Origin of the sequence: Nakamurella panacisegetis, assembly GCF_900104535.1 — a bacterium.
GTDB classification, from domain to species: Bacteria; Actinomycetota; Actinomycetes; order Mycobacteriales; family Nakamurellaceae; genus Nakamurella; species Nakamurella panacisegetis.
The window spans coordinates 1,499,746-1,520,161 of sequence record NZ_LT629710.1 but is presented as its reverse complement, the minus strand read 5'-3'; the positions used below and the strand labels follow the sequence as shown (position 1 = coordinate 1,520,161).

The window sequence follows — 20,416 nt, the reverse complement described above, 5'->3', positions numbered from 1 at the left end:
TCTGGTCGAGCGGGCTTTCCTGGACTGGTGCATGAAGCGAAGTATTTTACGTCGCAATGCACGGTGGGGCGCGAAACCCGGTGCCTGCGACACACGCCGGGGAGGGCAGCTGGCCGCGTGTGTTCGCTACGGTCGGGCCTGTGACCACCGCGAACACGCCGTCGGACAAGCTAACTGTTCTCCAGCTGGCTCAGGCGAAGGCAACCGTTAGCGTCCTCGTCACGGTCAAGGCAAGTCCCCAACCGTCGGCTGGGTACGGGGACACCGTGTGCGTCGCGGGTGTCATGATGGTTGACCGGCCCCGCTGGATCCGGCCCTACCCGGTGCCGTTTCGCTACCTGCAGGGCGCGTAGCAGTTCAAAAAGTGTGCGGTGATCAAGGTGCAAGTTCACGAGTCGACCAAAGACAGGCGTCCGGAGAGCGCGAAGATAGTCGCCACCTCGCTGATCGTCGGTGACGTTCTGCCGCCATGGAAGCGGCGCGCCGACTGGGTGGAGCCTCTTGTGGGACTGACTATGTGCGAGCTCAACGCAGGTGTCAAAGCGGACGCAGACGCCACATCGTTGGGGGCAATTCGTCCGGCGAAGGTAGACCCGCTTCTGAAGTTCGAACCCACCGGACCGTGGACCCCCGACCAACTGAACATACTCACCGCCGAAGCCACCCAAGAGTCACTATTCGGTCCGCCGGCCGCCGCGATGCTGGAGCCGCCCCGACTCAAGGTCCGCCTTCGATACTGGTGTCTGACCCCGGCCTGCAAAAGTCACACCCAACGCATCATCGACTGGGAGCTCACAGCCCTCCAACGGCGCGCCCGGAGACTGGAAGACACGGCATTACGCGCGTCGATTCAGACCAAGTTCATGGAGCAGATGTTCAGCCCGGACCGGGACCCCTCATCTTTGTGGGCAACCAGGCGGCGATCACCCGCAGGCAATCGTTCACCGTGCTCGGCATCTACTACCCGCAGAGACGAACGCCGCCGGAGCGGTCGCTGTTCTGACCGGGTCAGAAGTGGACAAGCTCCAAATCCGGCATGTCTCGGACAAGTGCGGCACCGACAAGCTGCCTGTGGCTGGTCTGGTGGTCGTTTTCGAAGCACAGCAGTGCGACCACCCCGCCCTCCATCAACTCGGCGATGTGACGCAACGCGACCTCCACCTCGGATGTCTCGAGCAGCTGCAGGAACCGGTTTCGGCTCGCAGGGTCCCCCGCGCGGCAGTGGTCGCGGTTGTCCTTTGGATTTCCAAGTTCCCGCAGGTGAACGTAGCCGATGCCGCTGTCCGCCAACGCGCTGGCAAGGCGGCGCTTCGACAGGCCCGGCTTACGAGAGAGGGCGTGAGCCGAACATCTACAAGCACAGAGACTCCGGCCTCAACGAGCTCGTGGATCATCTCGTCCACGCTGCGACCCTCGTAACCCAGACTGACGAGGGGTGAGTATGGGACGAACTGCTCTGTGTTGGTCACGTCGCCCACAATGCCCGTCAAGCGCGATGCCGCTGTACCACAGCCGGGGGAGCTTGTTCGGATGTTGGCTGCTATCTGGTGGGCTGGACCATCACGTAGCCAAGTCCGTAGGTGTTGTTCACCGTGTATCGGGTCCAGCTTCCGATGGTGTCGATCGCCGTGACATCAGACTGGGTGGTCAGTGGCTTCGTCGTCCCGGTCGGCGTGTTGATTTGGACGACGCTCGCACCGTCCGCGCCAAGGGTGAGAGCGTTGCCGTCGTTGTCGATGGCAATGAACTTCGCCGCAGCTCTTCCGCTGGTGGCAGGGAAGTGGAACGTCCTCTTCGTTAGAACCTGCGCCTCGTTACCGGGCGGCGACCCCACTGATTGTTCGGCGACCAGACCATCCAGCCAACGTTGTCGGTGGTGAGGACGGTTCTGCCGTTGCCGTTGATCCACTGCGTCTTGGCGTGGCCTCTCCGGCCGGGTGTAGCCGACCAGGTCGTCGGCGGCCTTGGCGGGCATTTTGCTATCCGCCACCTCCGAGTTGAGCTCTCGACCCGCCCGACGCCCGCCGTGCACACCCTCGAACAGCAGAAAACCCTGCCGACCGAAGCCGTGACAGGGTTTTCCGAACATACTGCGGAGTAGCTACCTGAACTACCCTTGGTGGGCGAGGGGGGAGTTGAACCCCCACCCCGTTTCCAGGACACGGACCTGAACCGTGCGCGTCTGCCATTTCGCCACTCGCCCGAGCAACCTGACGAGATTAACATGCACGCCCGGTCGGCTTGAAATCCGCAGGTCAGAGCACTTGTGAGCGTCCTGGGCGGCCCGTTCCGGACGAGCCGGACGCCTCGCGCCCGGCTCGGCAGCCCGTGAGTCTCAGCTGGTGATGTCCTTGCCGCCGAGACGAGCGCGGGCGGCCAGGAAGAACACCAGCGCGTACCCGGCGGCGGTGAGCAGCCCGCGGGTCGGGTCCGACCACGCCATCGGCGCTCGGAAGAAGTCGCCGAACGAAGTCCACCAGTGGGTGAGCAGCCATGGGTGCAGCCAGGCCAACTGGGGCAACGAGTCGATGATGAACATGGCGACGTCGAGGATGACGACGGCGATCATGGCGGCGATCGGTTGCTCGGTCAGCGTAGAGACGAACAGGCCGATCGCTCCCAGGGCGGCGAGCCCGGCCGCGAGGTAGGCCACCGTCAACAGCACCCGCAGCAGCGCGGAACCCATCGAGATCTGGGAGCCGGACAGCAGCGTCATGTTGCCGCCCCCGAACAGGATCAGCCCGGCCACCGCCCCGACCACGGCGACCAGGAGGGTGGCGGCGAAGGCGAAGATGGTGATGGCCGCGAACTTGACGACGAGCAGGCGGGTCCGCCCGACCGGCACCGTCAGCAGGTACCGCAGGGTCCCCAGGTTGGCCTCTCCGGCCACGGCATCGCCGGAGATCGCGGCCACGGCCAGCGGCAGGAACAGCGTCAGCTCGATCGTCAGCGCGGCCAGCGCCACGAACAGGCCGTTGCCGACGATCGAGGCGAAGAAGTCGGGGCCGCCGCCCCGGGCCGGTCCGGAGGAGGCCTTGACCGCCACCGCGATGACGATCGGGACCACGGCCAGCACCCCGAGGCCGGCCTGGTTGCGTCGCCGGCCGAAGATGATTCGCAGTTCCGACCGCAGGAAGCGGGTCGTCATCCGGACCCGCGGCCGGGCGGCCCCGCCCGGTTCGGGCATTCGCAGCTGGCTCGTCTCACCCACTGACATCGAAGCCCTCCCCGGTCAGAGATACGAACAGGTCTTCCAGGCTGGGGGCCTGGACGGTGAAGCCCAGCACCGGCACCGCGTCCGCGACCAGAGCGGGGACGATCTTCTCGATCGGTACCGACCCGACCACGCCCTGGGCCAGATGCCCGGCCACCGTGACCTCGGTCAACCCGAGGCCGCTCAGCACCCGCGCGGCGTCCTGCGGGCGGTCGGTGTCCACGCGAGCGACCCGGGCGTTGCCGGACCGAACCTCCTCGACCGTGCCCTGCGCGACCATCCGGCCCACGTGCATCACGCCGAGATGGGTGCACATCTGCTCGACCTCGGACAGCAGGTGGCTGGACACCAGCACGGTCGCCCCGTCGGCGGCCAGGGAGGTGACCAGATGACGGACCTCGCGGGTGCCCTGCGGGTCGAGCCCGTTGGTCGGCTCGTCGAGGACGAGCAGGTCCCGCGGCGACAGCAGCGCGGCCGCGATGGCCAACCGCTGGCGCATCCCAAGAGAGTAGGCCCGGTAGTGCTTTCGAGCGGCCGCCAGCAGACCGACCCGGTCCAGGGCCGCGTCGATCCGACGCCCGGCAGTACGGGCGTCGGCGTCCCGGTCGGCGGCGTCGAGCCGGGCCAGATTGGCCTGCCCGCTCAGATACGGATGGAACGCCGGCCCCTCGACCAGGGCGCCGACCCGGGGCAGGGTGTGGCGAAGCCGTTGCGGCATCGGCTGTCCCAGCAGTTCGCTGCGACCCGCGGTCGGGGTCACCAGGCCGAGCAGCATCCGGATGGTGGTCGTCTTGCCGGATCCGTTGGGGCCCAGGAATCCGTAGACCGAACCGGACGGGACGAGCAGATCGATCCCGTCGACCGCGACCTGGCGACCGAACTTCTTCGTCAGACCGAAGGTGGCCACGGCGTTCTCGGTCATCTGGTGGCCAGCGCGCGGTAGAGGACCGCCGGATCGACGGCGCCCACCGCGACCCGTCCGTCATCGGCGATCAGGAGGGAGAACGCGGTACCGGCCAACAGATGTCCGCTGCCCCACGAGCCGGAAACCTTCGGGAGGGCGGCGAGCATCCGGCCCAAGGTGCCGCCGGACGGCATCGAGTCGGTCGACGTGACCAGGACGCTGGTCCAGCCGCTCCCGACCACCCTCGGCGCCACCCGAGGGGTCGGCGTCGAGCCGCCGGTCGACCGCCGGATGACGCCCGGGGAGGCGCCAGTATCCTGCGTGACCTTGGCCCCGGGTGGCGGATCGAAGGTGAACTCGGCCGCGTCCGGTGCCGAGAAGGTCACCGATGTGTAGGCGACCTCGAAGGCCGGAGTCGACTGTCCCGCGGCGAAGACCTGCACTCGCAGCGGGATGTGTGTGGTGCCGTCGATGGCCAGCCGGATGCTGCTGATCAGCGAGCCGGCGACCCGCGGGGCCAGGGTCAGCTGGTAGGCGGCGTGTCCGGCGACGCTCGCCGTGGCGTCGGGGGTCACGACGGTCGTCGGGGTGATGGCGGCCAGGGCCGCGTCGGCCGCCTGCTGCGGGTCGGTCGGAACGGCCGATCCGGTGGCCAGGCCGAACAGTCCGGTTCCGTCGCTCCTCGTGCCGGACGACGACGCCGAGGACAGCGCCCGATGGGTGGCGGTGTTGGACTGACTGGACCAGATCCACAGGTCGGCGCCGTTGCGGATGACGTCGGACTCGCCGAGCCGGCCCAGCAGCGCGAGCCGCGCCTTCTGCGGTCCGTCGTACCAGACGCGCAGGGTGTGCGTACCGGTGATCAGCGAGGTCAAATCGGCGCTGGTCCCGCCGCTGAGGTCAGGCAGGTTGGGCAGGCCCAGATCGGAACTCTGCACCACCGTCCCGGACAGTGCGGTGAGCTTCGCCTGTTCCAGGTCCACCAGCAGTTGCGCCGCGGTGCGCGGCGGCAGGGAGCCGCTGCCGGCCGACTGGGCGACGGCGTGCACGGTCAAGGTGCCGCCCACCAGTACGGCCGCGACGGCGACCGGCGCGGCCCAGCGGAACAGTGCGCTTCGGTTCATGACATCTCCTCGGTTTCCTCTGGCATCACTGTGCGACGGCTCGGCTGTGGCGAAGCTGAGAGTCATGACGGCGCGCTCAGCCGCGGCGTGCCACGCTGAGCCCATGCGGCTGCTGGTGGTGGAGGACGAGACCCGGCTGGCCGGTGCGCTGCAGCGCGGGCTCGGCGCCGAAGGGTTCGCGGTGGACGTCGTGACCGATGGGGCGGCCGGTCTTGAGTCCGCCCGGCACGGGGCCTACGACGCCATGATCCTCGACGTCATGCTGCCCCGGATGTCCGGCTATCAGGTGGTCCGCGAGCTCCGCTCGGAACGGAACTGGCTGCCGGTGCTGATGTTGTCGGCCAAGGACGGTGAGTACGACCAGGCCGACGGGCTCGACTGCGGGGCCGACGACTACCTGACGAAGCCGTTCTCGTTCGTCGTGCTGCTGGCCCGGTTGCGGGCGCTGCTGCGCCGCGGCGCCGTGGCCCGCCCGACGGTCCTGGCGGCCGGCGGGTTGACGCTCGACCCGGCCGCGCGGGAGGTCCACCTGGACGGCGTCGAGGTCACCCTGACCAACCGCGAATTCACCGTCCTCGAATACCTCATGCGGCGGGCCGGACAGGTCGTCGGGAAGACCGAACTGCTCGATCACGTATGGGATGCCGGCGAGGACACCGGGCCGAACGCGGTCGAGGTGTATGTCGGCTATCTGCGCCGGAAGCTGGGAGCCTCCCGGGTCGTCACCGTGCGCGGCGCCGGCTACAAGCTGGTGCCGTGATCCCCGCCGCCGTGCGCCGCCCATGGTTCGGGCGCCTGGGTCTGCGGGTGCGGCTGATGATCATCGGGGTCAGTGGCCTCGCCGTCGCCCTGACCGCCGGGAGCATCACCCTCTATGTGGTGCTGAGTGTTTCGGTGAATCAGACGCTGGACAGCGAGGCCCGGTCGGCCGCCGACGAGGTGGCCGTCCTGGTCGACCGCGGGTCGCCGCCGGACCCGTTGCCGGTGGCCGGCGCCCAGGTGGTCCAGATCGTCGACCAGCAGGGCCGGGTGGTCGACGGGTCGGCGACGGCGGACCGGCTGACGCCGCTGCTGCATCCGGACGAACTGCGGAGCGCACTGGCCGGCCACGCCATCCAGATCCCGGGCAGCCGGATCGCGCTGTCCGGGCCGTTGCGCGTGGTCGCCCGCACGGCCGGGCCGGCGTCGGCGCCGGTGACCGTCCTGGCGGCGCAACCGATCGGCGACCTCCGGCACACCGCCTCGGTCCTGCGGACCGCGCTGTTGATCAGCGCTCCACTGCTGCTGGGTCTGTTGGCGCTGATCGCCTGGATGGTCATCGGCCGGACCCTCCGGCCGGTGGAGGCCCTCCGCCGCGGTGCCGAGCGGATCAGCGGAAGCGGACGGACCGAACGGCTGCCGGTGCCGCACTCGACGGACGAGATCGCCGCTCTCGCCGTCACCCTCAACCAGATGCTGGACCGGCTGGCCCTGGCCCGGGATCGCCAGCGAGCCTTCGTGGCCGATGCCGCCCACGAGCTTCGCAGTCCGTTGGCCAGCATCACCCTGCAGCTGGAGGTGGCTCAGCGTCTGGGCGACGGTGGTCAGGTGCTGGAGGACCTGAGGGTCGACGTCGACCGGTTGTCGGTGCTGATCGAGGACCTGCTGCTGCTGGCCAGAGCCGACGCCGACAGCCGCCGCCCGGCCGCCATGCGGACCTTCGACGTCGGAGCGTTGGCGGCCCAGGTCGCCGATTCCGCCGGTGGGCACGCGCGCGTGTCGGTGCGGGCGGATACCGATCAGGGATGCTCGATCAAGGCCGATCCGGAGGAGATCCGCCGCGCCGTCGGCAACCTCGTGGCGAACGCGGTCCGCCACGCCCGGTCGGCGGTGTCGGTCCGCGTGCGTCGGGTGGGGAGCAACGTCCAGGTCGACGTGATCGATGACGGGTCGGGTATCCCACCGGCCGATCGGACCCGTGTCTTCGACCGGTTCACCCGGCTGGACGACGCCCGGGACCGGGACGCCGGCGGCAGCGGACTCGGCCTGTCCATCGTGGCCGACATCGTGCGCCGAGCGGGTGGGACGGTGGTGCTGCTGGACCGGGAGCCGGACGACGGGCTTCCCGACCCGGCGGACGGACCGCGGACCGGCCTGTTGGCCCGTCTGGTGCTGCCGGCCGCGCCTCCTTCGTGACCACCTGATCAGCCGTTGAGCGGGCGCCCCAACGCGCCCTCGGGTACGCCGGGCTGCTCCGGAGCCGGATCAGAACAGGAACTGAGCCTCCGGCCGCGCCGGCTCGGCGCCCGGCCGCAGCACGGCCCTCGACGGTGGGCCGGGCTCGACCGGAGGCCTCAGGACCGTCGTGGGCGTCGGGGGGTGAGCGGTTGGCGAACCGGCGAGCGGCCAGTGGCCCGCTTCCAGCACGTCACCCCGCGCGGCCTGGGCGCCCCGGGCCCCCCGGCCCGCGAGTTCGTCCGCTCGCACGTTCAACGGGTGCACCGACTCGTCCCGCAGGTGCGCCTTGACCTTGACGAACCGGACCGGGGCGCCCCGTCCGTCGAGCAGCTGGTGGATCTCGCGGATGATGTCCAGGTTGGCGATCGGCCCGGTCTTGCGGACGTAACCGGCGCGCTGCCAGCCGGGCTTCCAGGTGGATGAGCAGCCGATGGCGTAGGCCGAGTCCGACTGGATCTCCAGCGGCTGGTGCGGGTGATCTCGCAGAACCGTCAGGATGGCCATCAACTCGCCGATCTGGTTCGTGCCCGAGGCCCGCCCGCCGTAGGCATAGTTGCCGTTGTCGCAGATGTACGCCCAGCCGGTGGGTCCGTCCGGATTGCGCAGGCACGATCCATCGGTTCCGAAGGTCAGGGTGAGGCCGTGTTCCATGCCGACCAGGTTGCCACAACCGGCGGGGTGGATCACCCGCTTCGAACCCGCGCCGATGCCGCTGTCGAGAGCCGACCCAGGACGCCACGCTGATCGTTGTCCGGCGCGGCCATTCCTCGATCGTGATGAATTGCGTCTCTAATGGGGCTGCGCTGGTATTGATCGGTGATGAACTCGGGCCGTCGTCACGTATGGACTCGGCCATTCGGGTTGGAAATCAATCGCGATCGATGAATTTGGTCAGGCGCGACCAGCACTCGAGTAGAGGCAGTCCGAGAATCTGGGCGATCACCCGAGTCAGCGGCTCGTCCAGCAATAGGTCGCCGTATTCGTCGGTGCCGGTGTCGGCGTGAAGTCGCAGCATCCCGCGGACCGGGGCGAGCCAGGCCTCGGCCGGGTCCATGAGCAACGCGACCCGAACCCTGATGGCCGGGACCTGAGGCCCGTGAGGGTCAAGGACGAACCCGGCGCCGTCCGTCCCCCTGGCGGACGACCCCTCGGCGGTGTCCACGAGTCGGAGCACCTCGTCGACACTGACCCCGAGGGCCTGGCAGATGTCGGCCAGGAGTTCCGGGGCCAAGGCACGTTGGCCCGACTCGTACCGCGCGTAGGTGGGAGCGGAGATCGGTTGTGCCATCCGCTCCAGGAGAGCGCGCACGCTCACCCGCTGCTCTTTGCGCAGTCGAGACAGCATGTCTCCGACCGCTCGATCCCGCGGCCCGGGCGGATCCGTCCGAGGGCGGCCCCGGCGCACCGGTGCTGGGCTTGGGCGGTCGGGGCCGGTCGCCACCGGTTCGGGTGGGCGCGCCGCCGTGGCGTCGGTCGCCGCGGTCACCTCGTCACTTCCGTGCCCGCGGATCGGCGAGTGAGTTCATAGCGGGCAGCATACCGTTTTCATAGGAACCTATCGAGGGTGGTCGGAAGCCGTCTTCAGAGGTCATCCCGATGAGTTTTGCATAGTCTCCTCGGGCTCTCGGGGATCGGCCGATGCTAGCGGTAGTTGACTCTGTGGACGGCGCCCGATCCGACATCGGAATAGTTGGCCAAACCAGTAATATTTTGTCGATGGATGGGTACCGTATCGACCGCCTGCCCTCGGCGCCGCCAGTTCGTGGCGTCGATTTCCAGCTGCACCTACCTCCGGAGGTGTAACTCACGCCCCCGTGGGGCGTCTGCGTTCGAAAGGAACCACTGATGGCGATGGAGACGCGCTCTCGGTCGACGCCCGAGTCGGGCGCCGAAGCCGATGAGCTGACGACCGAGCTGATCATGCAGCTGGCCCGGCGGACGGCATTCGAGTCTGCGGCCCAACTGGCCCCGCTCGGTCTGACCCCGGCGCAGTTCGCGGTCGTTGACTTCCTGCTCAGTGGCCGCTCTTCGGCGACCCAGGCCGAGATCGCCCGATCGGTCGGCGTCGAGCAGCCGACCATGGCGGCCACGCTTCGCCGGATGGAACGCGACAACCTGATCGTCCGGGTGGCCGATCCGGCCGACGGGCGGCAGAGCTTCGTGTCACCGACTCCGGCGGTCAAACGCAAACGCGCGAAGTTGGCGGCGGCCCGTCATCGGGTGGAGGCGACCGTGCTGGCGGCGCTGGACGAGACCGAGCGTCGGGAACTCCGTCGGCTGTTGACGAAGGTGCAGACGGCCTCCGCCGTCGTTCGGCCACGGACGCCCAGTCGCCACTCCTGACCATCGTGCGGACCGGTCGACCTCAGTTCCGGGCCAGGAGGACGACCGAGCCGGCCGTACCGATGTCGCGGTAACCGTGGCTGCGTGCGTCGGCCAGCCAGGCGTTCTGCCCGTCCGTCCCCAACGGAAAGCCGACGTTCTGGGTCTCCGAGATGATGTAGGCCGGCTGCGAGACGTCCAGCGGTGTACGGCCGATCAACGTGACGTGGTCGCGTTGGCTCAGCTGGGGCAGTAACTGGTTCGAGGCGGCAACCGTTGTGCCGGAAGGAATCCGGGCCAGGAGCGCCCGGACCTGTGAGGTCGCCTCGCTGGTGTGCCACAGGCCGGAGGTGAAGGCCTGCGCGAAACCGTTCTGGGGGACCAGGTACACCGTGACCAGCGCACTGGCCAGCAGGAAGATCCGGCGGGGGGCCGGGTTCCGGCGGCGCAGTACGTCGATGAACGCGGCGAAGATGACGGGCATCAGGATCAGGCTGTAGTGGAACTGGTTGCCCCAATAGTTGGGGTCGGTGGCCAGGAATCGCCACAGGACGGTCGGGACGGCCAAGGCGATGATCGGCGATCGAATGGCCAGGAACACGGTCGGCGCCAGCAGGAAGACCAGGGTGAGGATCTTGATGTCCGGGCTCAGCAGAATCGTGAACTGGTGCAGGATGGACGTCCCGAACTTCGAGGCGTGATTGTTGTGGCCCAGCGGATTCATCCCGGGAATGATCACCAGCACGGCCAGGGCCGCTCCCAGCGCACCACCCGCGGCGGTGAGAAGGCCGAGCATCCGCCGGCCACGCCACGCGACCAGCAGGCCCACCACGGCCACGGTGAGACCGAGGTCCTCCTTGACGAGGACCAGCGGAGCCGCCCAGGCCACGGCCGCGGTCAGGCGACCCTCGCCGAGAGCCACCGCGGCGAAGGCGATCAGCGGGGCGGCGAAGGCCACCTCGTGGAAGTCGAAGGTGACCGCGTTGGCGACACCGAAACTCAACCCGTAGCCGAGACCGACCACCAGTGCGGCGCCGAGCCCGATGGAACGGTGGGCCCAGCGCATCAGCGGGACGACCGCGACCGCGATCAGCACGGCCTGGGCGGCCAGGAGGGTGGTGGGTGAGTCGTGGATCCAGTAGAGCGGTGCCAACAGGGCCAGGACCGGCGAGAAGTGATCACCGAGCACGTCGAAGTGGGCGCTCTGCACGGAGTTGTAGGGCAGCGAGAAGTGCGAGTACGAGCGCACCGCCTGGTCGTAAATACCCAGGTCGTAGGCGCTGGTCAGCAGCTCGACGTGCCGTCGGATGGACACGGCCGCGTAGAAGACGGCCAGGAGGGCGGCGACCCCCCAGGGCAGCCAGCGCTGCAATTGCCGATCGAGACCGGGCCCGGTGGGCACGGCTTTCTGGGGTCGGGTCGTGTTCAACTCGTCGGCCCTCGTCGATGTCGGCGCGGACGTGTCGGACATGCCTGGTCACCCCTTCGGCCGGGACGGCCGGGTCCGGCCGTCACCGGGTCAAGGCTATCGGGGCGCCAGCACCAGGCCGACGAGCACGTTCTGCACGGTGGTCTGCAGCTCGGCCGCAGCCTGGGCGTCGCCGCCGAGGTGGTGCAGCAGGGCCTGCTGGAACAGGCCGTCGAACAGCGCGTAGGCCACGGCCGGGGTCACGGCGAGCGGGCGTCCGGCCAGGTCGGCATACCGCGTGACGATCCGCCAGATCATCTGTTCCAGGCCGCGGTCCAGTTCCAGGACGTCGGTCCGAAAGGACTCCTCGAACAGGCTCTGGGACCGCATGTCGTACCAGAGGCGATGCAGGTGTGCGTCACTCCGCAACGTGGCCGCCATGGCCGCGCCGAAGCCCGTGGCCAGTTCGTCCGGCGTGGTGGAGGTGGCCACGATCTGGTCGTACTGCGTGACGCACTCCGTCTTGTACCGCCGGACACAGTGCAGGATCAGCTCGACCTTGTCGGTGAAGTAGTAGTGCAGCACGCCGTGGGAGAACGTCGAGTTCTGGGCGATCTCGCGCAGGCTGGTCCGCGCGTAGCCGAGCTCGGACAGGGTGAGCAACGCAGACTGGGCCAGCTGGTCGCGTCGCTGGGCGAACTTGTCCACCCGGTGGCGGCGAGCGAGCGGCTCCCGGTCGGCCTGTAGTACCTGCGTCACGCTCACACCTCCCGATGCTTGCCTCATCTGCTTCTGTCGATTCAGTCTAGACAGGCTCTGACCGGCAAGGAAACGGAAACCTGGACAGGTGTCAAGGAAATGCTTGACGGTCGTCAAGCCGGGCTGCAGGATGCCTACATCACTCGTGCGACGACGCTCGGCCACAACATCCGCCCGCCGACGCGAGTCCATGGCGTCAATGACGACGAACCGAAGGAGAGTCGATGAACGTGTACGACCTGACCGGCCGCAAGGCCCTGGTGACCGGGGGCGCGCAGGGGCTGGGGGCCGGGATGGCGCAGGCGTTGTCCGCGGCCGGTGCCTCTGTGGTGATCGGTGACCTCCAGAAGGAAGCCGGGCAGGCGACCGCCGACTCGATCGCCTCCAGCGGAGCCACCGCCGGGTTCGTCCACCTGGACGTGACCGACGACGCGAGCTGGGAGGCGGCCATCGCCGCCACCGTGAGCCGGCTCGGCGGCCTGGACATCCTGGTCAACAACGCCGGCCTCGAGATCTCCAGCCTGCTGGTCGATCTGGAGCCGGCCGATATCCGGAAGATGCTCGAGGTCAATCTCCTGGGCACCCTGCTCGGCGTCAAGCACGGCTTCCGGGCCATGAAGCCGGACGGGGTGGCCGGCCAGGGCGGCGCGATCATCAACATCGCGTCGGTCGCCGCGACCATCGCGTTCCCCGGCATCTCGGCGTACTCGGCGACCAAGTCGGGCGTCGATCGCCTCACCCGGGTCGCGGCTCGCGAATCCGGCGCCCTCGGGTACGGCGTTCGGGTCAACTGCATCTACCCGGGCCTGGTCCCGACCGAGATGGGGCAGGCGCTGGCCGTCAGTCACGCCGCCATGGGCCTGTCGGCCACACCGGAAGCCGCGGCCGGCGACGTCATCGCCGCCACCCCGCTCGGCCGACTCGGCCAGGTCGACGACATGGCCGACGCGGTCGTCTTCCTTGCCTCCGACGGCGCCAAGTTCATCACCGGAACCGGGCTGGCCGTCGACGGTGGGATGGGAATGTAGATCGCGGCGGCGATCCATTCCGAACCCGGGAGGTCGGAGAAGTGGGCTTGATCGAGTACCTGGACAAAGGGGTCTCGCTCGGTGGTGACGCCCCGTGCCTCACCGTCGGTGAGAGTTCCCTGTCCTACTGTGATGTCCAGGTACATTCCTTCAAGGTCGCCCGGGCGCTCCACAGGTCGGGGGTGCGCCCGGGCGACAAGGTCGCGATCCTGTCGGCCAATGATCCGGCGGCATTTTCCTGCGTATTCGGCATTTCCCGGGCCGGGGCCGTCTGGTGTCCGATCAACCCCCGCAACGAGGCGGCCGAAAACCGGGATCTGCTCGAATTCTTCGACTGCACCTGCCTGATCTACCAGGCGAAGTTCTCCCCACTGGTCGAGAAGATCGCCCCCGGGCTGCCGCAACTCGCCACGTTGGTCTGCCTCGACGGCCCGTCGTCGGTCGGGGTCGGGATCGACGAGTGGTTGGCCGGAATCTCCGGCGATCCGATTGCCGTCGAACCGATCGACGACGTGGCCATGATCGTCGGAACCGGCGGCACCACCGGTCGACCGAAGGGGGTGATGCTCACCGGCCGCAACCTGGAGATCATGTCGGCCGTCACCTTGATGGCCTATCCGTTCGCACCGCGGCCGACCTACCTGGCGCTGGCGCCGTTGACCCACGCGGCGGGCGTGCTCTGCTTCCCGGTGATGGCGATGGGCGGCGAGATCGTCATCCTCCCGACCCCGGATCTGACCGATTTCCTGACCGCCATCGAACGCAAGCACGTCACCCACACCTTCCTGCCGCCGACCCTGATCTACATGCTGCTGGCTCATCACGACCTGCCGACCACGGATCTGTCCTCCCTGCAATGCTTCTGGTACGGGGCGGCGCCCATGTCGGTGACGCGGCTGGAAGAGGCCATCGCCCGCATCGGACCGGTGATGGCGCAGTTGTTCGGCCAGACCGAGGCGCCGATGATGATCTCCACCATGGCTCCGGCCGACCATTTCGATCCCGACGGAACGGTTGCGTCGCACCGTCTGTCGTCGGCCGGCCGGCCGGCTCCGTTGGTCATCGTGGCCATCATGGACGAGGGCGGGGCGCTGCTGCCGCCGGGGGAGCGCGGCGAGATCGTGATCCGCAGCTCGCTGGTGATGGCCGGGTACTACAAGGATCCCGACGCCACGGCGGAGGTTGGGCGATTCGGGTGGCATCACACCGGCGACATCGGCTACCTCGACGCCGACAACTTCCTCTACGTCGTCGACCGGGCCAAGGACATGATCATCACCGGCGGGTTCAACGTGTACTCGGCCGAGGTGGAACAGGCCCTGATGCAGCACCCGGCGGTGGCCGACTGTGCGGTGATCGGACTTCCGGACGACAAGTGGGGTGAACGGGTCACCGCCGTGGTGCAACTGCAGCCGGGTCAGCAGGTCAGCGCCGAGGAGATCAAGATGTTCGTCAAGAGCCGGGTCGGCAGTGTGAAGGCGCCCAAGCAGGTCGAGTTCTGGTCCGACCTGCCCCGGTCAAAGGTCGGAAAGGTACTGAAGAAGGACATCAAGGCGCAGATCGTGGAGTCTCCGCCGAGCGACTGACGTCGGGCCCGTCGTCGCCGCAGGTCTACCTTGGATGCTGTCAGGGACATGGCGCGCCCGGAGAAGGCGCCGACCGAGGGAGCCGCATGCGACTGGGCATTCAAGTCAGCAACTTCACCTGGCCGGGGGCGCCGCAGAGCACCGGCCGAACGTTCCGGCGGATCGCGGTCGATGCCGAGCAATCCGGGCTCGCCAGCCTGTGGGTGATGGACCACTTCTTCCAGATCCCGATCGCCGGGGAGCCCGAGGACGACATGCTCGAAGGATGGTCCGCGCTGGCCTTCGCCGCCGGCGCCACCGAGCGGATCGAGCTGGGCACGCTGGTCACCGGAGTCACCTACCGGCATCCGGGAGTGCTGATCAAGACGGCGACCACGCTGGACGTGCTGTCCGGCGGACGGGCCTACCTGGGGATCGGCGCGGCCTGGAACGAGCAGGAGCACAAAGGCCTTGGCGTGCCCTACCCTCCGCTCAAGGAACGGTTTGAGCGGCTCGAGGACACCCTGCGGCTCGCCCACCAGATGTGGCAGGACGACCAATCGGCGTTCAGTGGCCGGCACTTTGCGCTGGAACGACCGCTCAATCACCCGCAGCCGGTCAGCCGCCCCCATCCGAAGATCCTGATCGGCGGCATGGGTGAACGCAAGACCTTGCGGCTCGTCGCCCAGTACGCGGACGCCTGCAACATCTTCGAGATGCCGGTTCCGGCCATCAAGGCCAAACTCGACATCCTGCAAGAACATTGCGACAGCCTGGGCCGCGACTACGCGGAGATCGAGAAGACCACCCTCGGTCTCGGTTCGTTCAGCAACTCCGGCGCGCGCGGATCACAGTCGGTCGAGCAGGCGCTGGATCGGTTCGGCCGGCTGGCCGAGATAGGGGTCGATCACGCCATTCTCAGTCTCGCCAAGCCGGATGACCCGGCATCCTTCGAGCTGCTGCCGGAATTGGCCGCCGCCGCCGCGAGGATCGTGCCGGCCGGACGTTGACACGCGCCGTCGGCGGTGGTGAGTCACCTCGCCTTGACCGCAATCTTGGCCGTCGGCGGCGCGCTCTGGGCCACCAGAGCGGCGATCGCCGTCTCGATCCGGTCCAACCGCTTGCTGACGTCCTTCGGTGAGCCCTTGCCGGACCGCTGCTGGCTGATGTCCAGGGTCAGGTCGTTCAACCGGTTCCGGACGTCCGACAGCTCCCGGGCGATGTGTGAGTTCACCTCGGTGTCCATCTCCGCTCGGGCCCGGTCGATCTTCGCCTCGGACCGATCCCGGTCGTCCTGCCGGTTCTGGGCCAGCAGGATCAGCGGCGCGGCGTAGGACGCCTGCAGGCTCAGCAGCAGCGTCAGGAAGGTGAACGTGTAGGGGTCGAAGCGGAATCCTTTGGGAGTCAGGGTGTTCCACGCGAACCAGACGAGGATGAACACCGACATCTGCACGATGAACTTCGACGTACCCATGTACCGGGCGAACCGCTCGCTCAGGGTGCCGAACGATTCGCCGTCCATGAACGTGGCCATGGTGCGCCGGGCACGGACCTTCGGTACGGACAGAGTGTTGGAAGAGGTCTTGGGTCCCACGATGATCACGCCTCCTGCGCTCGATGGTCAGGCCGCTGGGGCGCAGACTGATGCCTGTTCGACGATACGCACCCGGACCAGCGGAAAGACACAATCCGGCCGGCGGAAGCTTCCTCCCGACCCAGGAGCGGACCCGCCGGGCCGGGCCCCGGTCGGCCGATTCGGCCCCGGTTCCGGAGGGCCGGGGGATGACGGTCGGGCGGAGGGCTCGCGGCGGCCCCGGCTAACGTGAAGGACATGGAATTCAGATACCTCGGAAACTCAGGACTCAAGATCTCGGCCATCACCTACGGGAACTGGCTGACCCACGGATCGCAGGTCGAGAACGACATCGCCAACCAGTGCGTGCGCGCTGCCCTCGATTCCGGCATCACCAGCTTCGACACGGCCGACGTGTACGCCAACGGCGCGGCCGAGTCCGTACTCGGCGCGGCGCTCAAGGGTGAACGCCGCGAATCGCTGGAGATCTTCACCAAGGTCTACTGGCCGACCGGACCCAAGGGCCACAACGACGTGGGACTGTCCCGCAAGCACATCGCCGAGTCGATCAACGGCTCACTGACCCGGCTGCAGACCGACTACGTCGACCTCTACCAGGCGCACCGGTTCGACACCGAGACGCCGCTGGAGGAGACCATGCAGGCCTTCGCGCAGGTGGTGCGGCAGGGAAAGGCGCTCTACATCGGGGTCAGCGAGTGGACCGCCGACCAGCTCCGCGCCGGGCATGCCCTGGCCGCGGAGCTCGGGATCCAGCTCATCTCCAGCCAGCCTCAGTACTCCATGCTGTGGCGGGTGATCGAGGACGAGGTGGTACCGGCCTCACGCGAGCTCGGCGTGTCGCAGATCGTCTGGTCCCCGATCGCCCAGGGGGTGCTGACCGGCAAGTACAAGCCGGGTCAGCCGTTGCCCGCCGGATCGCGCGCCACCGACGCCAAGGGCGGGGCGGACATGATCAAGCGCTTCATGACCGACGACGTGCTCACCCGCGTGCAGGCGCTGGCCCCGATCGCGGCCGACCTGGACCTGACCATGGCTCAGCTCGCGGTCGCCTGGGTGCTGAGCAACGACAACGTGGCCGCCGCACTGGTCGGTGCGTCGCGGCCGGAGCAGGTCGGCGAGAACGTCAAGGCCTCCGGCGTGACGCTGTCGCCCGACGTGCTGGGCCGGATCGACGAGGCGCTGGGTGACGTCGTCGTGCGTGACCCGGGCATGACCACCGTGACCGCTCCCCAGGTCCGTCCGGTCTGAGCCGGCGGCCGTCGGGGGGAGGTCCATCCGACGGTCCGATCCGGGTGAGCCCCGGGCCGATCCCGAGCGTCTGGCCGGGTCGGCCCGGGGATACCGTTCTGCACATGCCGGACAACTCGAACTCCACTCCGACCGATACCTGGGACGTCGTCGTCATCGGCGGCGCCCCGCCCGGCGAGAACGTGGCCCAGTACGCCACCCAGGGCAGCGACCGCACGGCCGTCATCATCGAGAAGGAACTCGTCGGTGGCGAGTGTTCGTTCTGGGCCTGCATGCCGAGCAAGGCCCTGTTGCGGCCGATCTCGGTGCTGGACAACGCGCGCAACCTGCCCGGGGTGCAGAGTCTGGTCGGCGACCACTCGTTGGACAACGCGGCTGTACTGCGGCGACGGGACGAGATCGTGCATCATCACGACGACACGTCCCAGGTGGACTGGGCGACCGGGGTGGGGATCGACGTGGTCCGCGGGCACGCCCGGCTGGCCGGCGAGCGCACTGTCGAGGTGACCGCGGCCGACGGCTCGGTGCGGACCATCCACGCCCGGCTGGCCGTGGTGCTCGACACCGGTACCACGGCAACGGTTCCGCCCATCCCCGGACTCCGCGAGGCGCGACCGTGGATCTCGCGCGACGCGACCAACATGCACGAGATCCCACGACGGATCGCGATCATCGGGGGCGGCGTGGTGGCCTGCGAGGCGGCGACCTGGTTGGCCGGGATGGGGGTGCAGGTGACGATCATCGGATCGGCACCGAAGCTGCTGGCCCGCAACGAGGAGTTCGCCGGCGACCTGGTCGCCGACAACTTCCGGGCGAAGGGTATGACGGTCCATCTGAACGCCAGGGTCGATGCCGTGTCCCGGCCGCAGGTCAATGACGCCGGCGAGGGTCTGATCCACGGCGGCGAGGTGACAGTGACCTTCGGGGACTCGTCGGTGACGGTCGACGAGGTGCTGGTGGCGGCCGGACGGACCCCGGCCAGTCGCGACATCGGCCTGGAGACGATCGGCTCGGTGGCCGAAGCGGCCGCCGCCCATCGCGGGTTCGTCACGGTGGACAAGCACTTCGGCGTCGAAGGTGTGGACGGCGACTGGCTGTACGCGATCGGCGACCTCAACGGCAAGGCCCTGCTCACGCACATGGGGAAGTACCAGGCGCGGATCTGCGGCGCCGTGATCGCGGCCAGGGCGGAAGGACGTGACGTCCAGACGCCGTGGACCACCGACAGCGGTGACGACGTCGTGCCGCAGGTGACGTTCACCGACCCGGAGGTGGCGTCGGTGGGTCTGACCGAGGCCGCCGCCCGCGCCGCCGGACTGACCGTCCGCGGCGTGGAATACGACCTGTCGTGGCTGGCCGGTACGTCCCTGCAGCGGGACAACTACGTCGGGCGAGCCAAGATCGTCGTGGACGAGGACACCCACGCCCTTCTCGGCGCCACCTTCGTCGGCCCTGACGTCTCCGACCTGCTGCACGCCGCGACCGTGGCCATCGTGGGAAAGGTGACGCTGGAACAACTCTGGCACGCCGTGCCCTCGTATCCGACCGTCAGCGAGATCTGGCTGCGTCTCCTCGAGACCTACTTCAACCCGCCGTCGTCCTGAGCCGTCGTTCGGCGTGGATCAACTTCTCAGGCGTGGATCAACTTCGTCCATCTGGGACTCATGTGACGAAAGTGATCAAGTTCGACCTTGCCTGAGAAGTTGATCCACGCCGGATACGGGCCGTGGGTCGCGGAATAGCCGAGGGTGTCGGCCGCCGGGCGGGCGTCTCCGTTGCCGCCGGTGATGCGGGTGAACCCACTGAACACCGGTTGACGGACGAAGACGGGCGTCCCGACCACCCAACTTCGGATCCACCCACCGCGCAGGCGCGTGCGAGCCAAACCCCCGTGACAGTCACGGAGGGACATTAGCGCCGGAATCCGGCGGGCTCACCGCCGAGAAGCGTCTCCCAACGGACCGTGGGCCGCCGGCACCACTTCGGACGGAATCGGTGGCCCGGGCGGCGTGCCGTCACCGAACGGCCGGCCGCCGAGTGACTCTCGTCCGTGCGGATCCAGCCAGTTCGCCAGATCCGGGCCGGAGGGGACGATCTGGGTCGGATTGATGTCCGTGTGCACGACGTAGTAGTGCTTCTTGATGTGGTCGAAATCGATGGTGTCACCGAACCCGGGCGTTTGGAACAGATCCCGGGCATAGGCCCAGAGCACCGGCATCTCGGTCAGCTTCTCGCGGTTGCACTTGAAATGCCCGTGGTAGACGGGGTCGAACCGGGCCAGCGTGGTGAACAACCGGACGTCGGCCTCGGTGATGGTGTCGCCCACCAGATATCGCTGGTTCGTCAGTCGCTCGGTCAGCCAGTCGAGCGCGGTGAACAGCCGCTGGTAGGCCAGCTCGTAGGCCCGCTGGCTGCCGGCGAACCCGCAGCGGTAGACGCCGTTGTTCACCTCGGTGAAGACCCGGTGGGCGACCTCGTCGATCTCCGCCCGCAGATGTTCCGGGTACAGGTCGGGCGCTCCCGGGCGGTGAAACTGCTTCCACTGCGTCGACAGGTCGAGCGTGATCTGCGGGTAGTCGTTGGTCACGACCTGACCGGTCGGGACGTCGACGATGGCCGGCACGGTGATTCCGCGCTCGTACCCGGGGAACCGGGCGAAGTACGCGTCCTGGATGCGCTCGATACCGAGCACCGGGTCGACTCCGCCCGGGTCCAGATCGAAGGTCCAGCTCCGGCGGTCGTGCGTCGGACCACAGATGCCCATCGACAAGACGTCCTCCAGGCCAAGGAGACGGCGCACGATGATCGCCCGGTTGGCCCAGGGGCAGGCCCGGGCCACCACCAGTCGGTAGCGGCCCGGCTCCACCGGGTACCCGTCACGGCCGTCGGCCGTGATGCGGGTGGTGATGTAGTTCGTGTCGCGCTGGAACTCCTTGCCCCCGGACACGTATGCACCCTTGGTGCTCAGATCCGCGGGCCCGCCCTGTTCTGCCATGGGCAGATTCTATGCGCCTGCATCTAGACCGACGACGC

20 protein-coding genes and 1 tRNA gene are annotated in these 20,416 nt (G+C 68.3%); 8 read left to right on the top strand and 13 right to left on the bottom strand.

Annotated features, from left to right (window positions below; genetic code table 11):
- Positions 1-1,008 precede the first annotated feature (1,008 nt).
- The 6 genes from BLS97_RS06695 to BLS97_RS06665 all read right to left on the bottom strand — a co-directional run bounded on the left by BLS97_RS06695 (position 1,009) and on the right by BLS97_RS06665 (position 5,242).
- Positions 1,009-1,290, bottom strand: a complete 282-nt coding sequence (locus BLS97_RS06695) for a DUF488 family protein (RefSeq protein WP_231988393.1) — start codon at positions 1,288-1,290, stop codon at positions 1,009-1,011.
- A gap of 250 nt (positions 1,291-1,540) precedes the next feature.
- Positions 1,541-2,089 carry a hypothetical protein gene (locus BLS97_RS22705; RefSeq protein WP_157695237.1) on the bottom strand — a complete coding sequence of 183 codons (549 nt, stop codon included), beginning with the start codon at positions 2,087-2,089 and terminating at the stop codon, positions 1,541-1,543.
- A gap of 28 nt (positions 2,090-2,117) precedes the next feature.
- Positions 2,118-2,203: transfer RNA gene (locus BLS97_RS06680), tRNA-Leu, on the bottom strand.
- 132 nt (positions 2,204-2,335) lie between these two features.
- Entirely contained in the window at positions 2,336-3,217 is an 882-nt protein-coding gene (locus BLS97_RS06675; protein WP_090475279.1) for an ABC transporter permease, read from the bottom strand.
- Positions 3,204-4,136 carry an ABC transporter ATP-binding protein gene (locus tag BLS97_RS06670; protein ID WP_090475277.1) on the bottom strand — a complete coding sequence of 311 codons (933 nt, stop codon included), beginning with the start codon at positions 4,134-4,136 and terminating at the stop codon, positions 3,204-3,206. Before BLS97_RS06670 ends, BLS97_RS06675 begins: the two co-directional genes overlap by 14 nt.
- A complete protein-coding gene (locus tag BLS97_RS06665) occupies positions 4,133-5,242 on the bottom strand; it encodes a LolA family protein (RefSeq protein WP_090475275.1) in 1,110 nt (369 codons plus the stop codon). Before BLS97_RS06665 ends, BLS97_RS06670 begins: the two co-directional genes overlap by 4 nt.
- A 103-nt stretch (positions 5,243-5,345) precedes the next feature.
- On the opposite strand from BLS97_RS06665, the gene BLS97_RS06660 reads away from it, so the two are divergent.
- Positions 5,346-6,002 carry a response regulator transcription factor gene (locus BLS97_RS06660; RefSeq protein WP_090475273.1) on the top strand — a complete coding sequence of 219 codons (657 nt, stop codon included), beginning with the start codon at positions 5,346-5,348 and terminating at the stop codon, positions 6,000-6,002.
- Between the two features lie 56 nt (positions 6,003-6,058).
- Positions 6,059-7,417: a sensor histidine kinase gene (locus BLS97_RS06655; RefSeq protein WP_090481546.1), complete on the top strand. Its 1,359-nt coding sequence runs from the start codon at positions 6,059-6,061 to the stop codon at positions 7,415-7,417.
- 69 nt (positions 7,418-7,486) lie between these two features.
- Here BLS97_RS06655 and BLS97_RS06650 read toward each other — a convergent pair whose 3' ends face one another.
- Together BLS97_RS06650 and BLS97_RS06645 are read right to left on the bottom strand one after the other, a co-directional pair.
- Positions 7,487-8,110 (bottom strand): ribonuclease H family protein, encoded by a 624-nt coding sequence (locus tag BLS97_RS06650; protein ID WP_157695236.1) that lies wholly within the window; start codon positions 8,108-8,110, stop codon positions 7,487-7,489.
- A 217-nt stretch (positions 8,111-8,327) separates the two neighbouring features.
- Complete coding sequence (locus BLS97_RS06645) at positions 8,328-8,804, bottom strand: helix-turn-helix domain-containing protein (RefSeq protein WP_090475269.1); 477 nt, start codon at positions 8,802-8,804, stop codon at positions 8,328-8,330.
- Between the two features lie 500 nt (positions 8,805-9,304).
- On the opposite strand from BLS97_RS06645, the gene BLS97_RS06640 reads away from it, so the two are divergent.
- The gene (locus BLS97_RS06640; protein WP_090475268.1) at positions 9,305-9,802 is read left to right on the top strand and encodes a MarR family winged helix-turn-helix transcriptional regulator; all 498 of its coding nucleotides are present in this window, start codon (positions 9,305-9,307) and stop codon (positions 9,800-9,802) included.
- Between the two features lie 22 nt (positions 9,803-9,824).
- Here BLS97_RS06640 and BLS97_RS06635 read toward each other — a convergent pair whose 3' ends face one another.
- Together BLS97_RS06635 and BLS97_RS06630 are read right to left on the bottom strand one after the other, a co-directional pair.
- On the bottom strand, positions 9,825-11,252 hold the full coding sequence (locus tag BLS97_RS06635) for a DUF2079 domain-containing protein (protein ID WP_090475267.1): 1,428 nt from the start codon (positions 11,250-11,252) through the stop codon (positions 9,825-9,827).
- 54 nt (positions 11,253-11,306) lie between these two features.
- Positions 11,307-11,948: a TetR/AcrR family transcriptional regulator gene (locus BLS97_RS06630; RefSeq protein WP_090481543.1), complete on the bottom strand. Its 642-nt coding sequence runs from the start codon at positions 11,946-11,948 to the stop codon at positions 11,307-11,309.
- Between the two features lie 224 nt (positions 11,949-12,172).
- Here BLS97_RS06630 and BLS97_RS06625 point away from each other — a divergent pair, with 224 nt between their 5' ends.
- The 3 genes from BLS97_RS06625 (at position 12,173) to BLS97_RS06615 (ending at position 15,551) form a co-directional block, all read left to right on the top strand.
- Positions 12,173-12,976: an SDR family NAD(P)-dependent oxidoreductase gene (locus BLS97_RS06625; protein ID WP_090475265.1), complete on the top strand. Its 804-nt coding sequence runs from the start codon at positions 12,173-12,175 to the stop codon at positions 12,974-12,976.
- Positions 12,977-13,017: 41 nt separating this feature from the next.
- Positions 13,018-14,562 (top strand): acyl-CoA synthetase, encoded by a 1,545-nt coding sequence (locus BLS97_RS06620; protein ID WP_090475263.1) that lies wholly within the window; start codon positions 13,018-13,020, stop codon positions 14,560-14,562.
- Positions 14,563-14,648: 86 nt separating this feature from the next.
- Complete coding sequence (locus BLS97_RS06615) at positions 14,649-15,551, top strand: LLM class F420-dependent oxidoreductase (RefSeq protein ID WP_090475262.1); 903 nt, start codon at positions 14,649-14,651, stop codon at positions 15,549-15,551.
- A 23-nt stretch (positions 15,552-15,574) separates the two neighbouring features.
- Here BLS97_RS06615 and BLS97_RS06610 read toward each other — a convergent pair whose 3' ends face one another.
- Positions 15,575-16,144: a DUF1003 domain-containing protein gene (locus tag BLS97_RS06610; RefSeq protein ID WP_197676438.1), complete on the bottom strand. Its 570-nt coding sequence runs from the start codon at positions 16,142-16,144 to the stop codon at positions 15,575-15,577.
- Between the two features lie 228 nt (positions 16,145-16,372).
- Between BLS97_RS06610 and BLS97_RS06605 the strand changes: the two genes are divergently transcribed.
- Positions 16,373-17,383 (top strand): aldo/keto reductase family protein, encoded by a 1,011-nt coding sequence (locus BLS97_RS06605; RefSeq protein ID WP_090481537.1) that lies wholly within the window; start codon positions 16,373-16,375, stop codon positions 17,381-17,383.
- A 104-nt stretch (positions 17,384-17,487) separates the two neighbouring features.
- Positions 17,488-18,987, top strand: coding sequence for a dihydrolipoyl dehydrogenase family protein (locus tag BLS97_RS06600; protein ID WP_090475260.1), 1,500 nt, complete (start codon positions 17,488-17,490; stop codon positions 18,985-18,987).
- A 26-nt stretch (positions 18,988-19,013) separates the two neighbouring features.
- Here BLS97_RS06600 and BLS97_RS06595 read toward each other — a convergent pair whose 3' ends face one another.
- Together BLS97_RS06595 and BLS97_RS06590 are read right to left on the bottom strand one after the other, a co-directional pair.
- Positions 19,014-19,226 carry a hypothetical protein gene (locus BLS97_RS06595; protein ID WP_090475259.1) on the bottom strand — a complete coding sequence of 71 codons (213 nt, stop codon included), beginning with the start codon at positions 19,224-19,226 and terminating at the stop codon, positions 19,014-19,016.
- A gap of 90 nt (positions 19,227-19,316) precedes the next feature.
- On the bottom strand, positions 19,317-20,378 hold the full coding sequence (locus BLS97_RS06590; protein ID WP_090475257.1) for a glutathione S-transferase family protein: 1,062 nt from the start codon (positions 20,376-20,378) through the stop codon (positions 19,317-19,319).
- Positions 20,379-20,416 lie beyond the last annotated feature (38 nt).

What these genes read in the sequence shown, in the direction of transcription:
- BLS97_RS22705 (WP_157695237.1), bottom strand. Translation starts at nt 2,089, where the DNA reads ATGTTCGGAAAACCCTGTCACGGCTTCGGTCGGCAGGGTTTTCTGCTG.
- BLS97_RS06675 (WP_090475279.1), bottom strand. Translation starts at nt 3,217, where the DNA reads ATGTCAGTGGGTGAGACGAGCCAGCTGCGAATGCCCGAACCGGGCGGG.
- BLS97_RS06670 (WP_090475277.1), bottom strand. Translation starts at nt 4,136, where the DNA reads ATGACCGAGAACGCCGTGGCCACCTTCGGTCTGACGAAGAAGTTCGGT.
- BLS97_RS06665 (WP_090475275.1), bottom strand. Translation starts at nt 5,242, where the DNA reads ATGAACCGAAGCGCACTGTTCCGCTGGGCCGCGCCGGTCGCCGTCGCG.
- BLS97_RS06660 (WP_090475273.1), top strand. Translation starts at nt 5,346, where the DNA reads ATGCGGCTGCTGGTGGTGGAGGACGAGACCCGGCTGGCCGGTGCGCTG.
- BLS97_RS06655 (WP_090481546.1), top strand. Translation starts at nt 6,059, where the DNA reads ATGATCATCGGGGTCAGTGGCCTCGCCGTCGCCCTGACCGCCGGGAGC.
- BLS97_RS06650 (WP_157695236.1), bottom strand. Translation starts at nt 8,110, where the DNA reads ATGGAACACGGCCTCACCCTGACCTTCGGAACCGATGGATCGTGCCTG.
- BLS97_RS06645 (WP_090475269.1), bottom strand. Translation starts at nt 8,804, where the DNA reads ATGCTGTCTCGACTGCGCAAAGAGCAGCGGGTGAGCGTGCGCGCTCTC.
- BLS97_RS06640 (WP_090475268.1), top strand. Translation starts at nt 9,305, where the DNA reads ATGGCGATGGAGACGCGCTCTCGGTCGACGCCCGAGTCGGGCGCCGAA.
- BLS97_RS06635 (WP_090475267.1), bottom strand. Translation starts at nt 11,252, where the DNA reads ATGTCCGACACGTCCGCGCCGACATCGACGAGGGCCGACGAGTTGAAC.
- BLS97_RS06625 (WP_090475265.1), top strand. Translation starts at nt 12,173, where the DNA reads ATGAACGTGTACGACCTGACCGGCCGCAAGGCCCTGGTGACCGGGGGC.
- BLS97_RS06615 (WP_090475262.1), top strand. Translation starts at nt 14,649, where the DNA reads ATGCGACTGGGCATTCAAGTCAGCAACTTCACCTGGCCGGGGGCGCCG.
- BLS97_RS06605 (WP_090481537.1), top strand. Translation starts at nt 16,373, where the DNA reads ATGGAATTCAGATACCTCGGAAACTCAGGACTCAAGATCTCGGCCATC.
- BLS97_RS06600 (WP_090475260.1), top strand. Translation starts at nt 17,488, where the DNA reads ATGCCGGACAACTCGAACTCCACTCCGACCGATACCTGGGACGTCGTC.
- BLS97_RS06590 (WP_090475257.1), bottom strand. Translation starts at nt 20,378, where the DNA reads ATGGCAGAACAGGGCGGGCCCGCGGATCTGAGCACCAAGGGTGCATAC.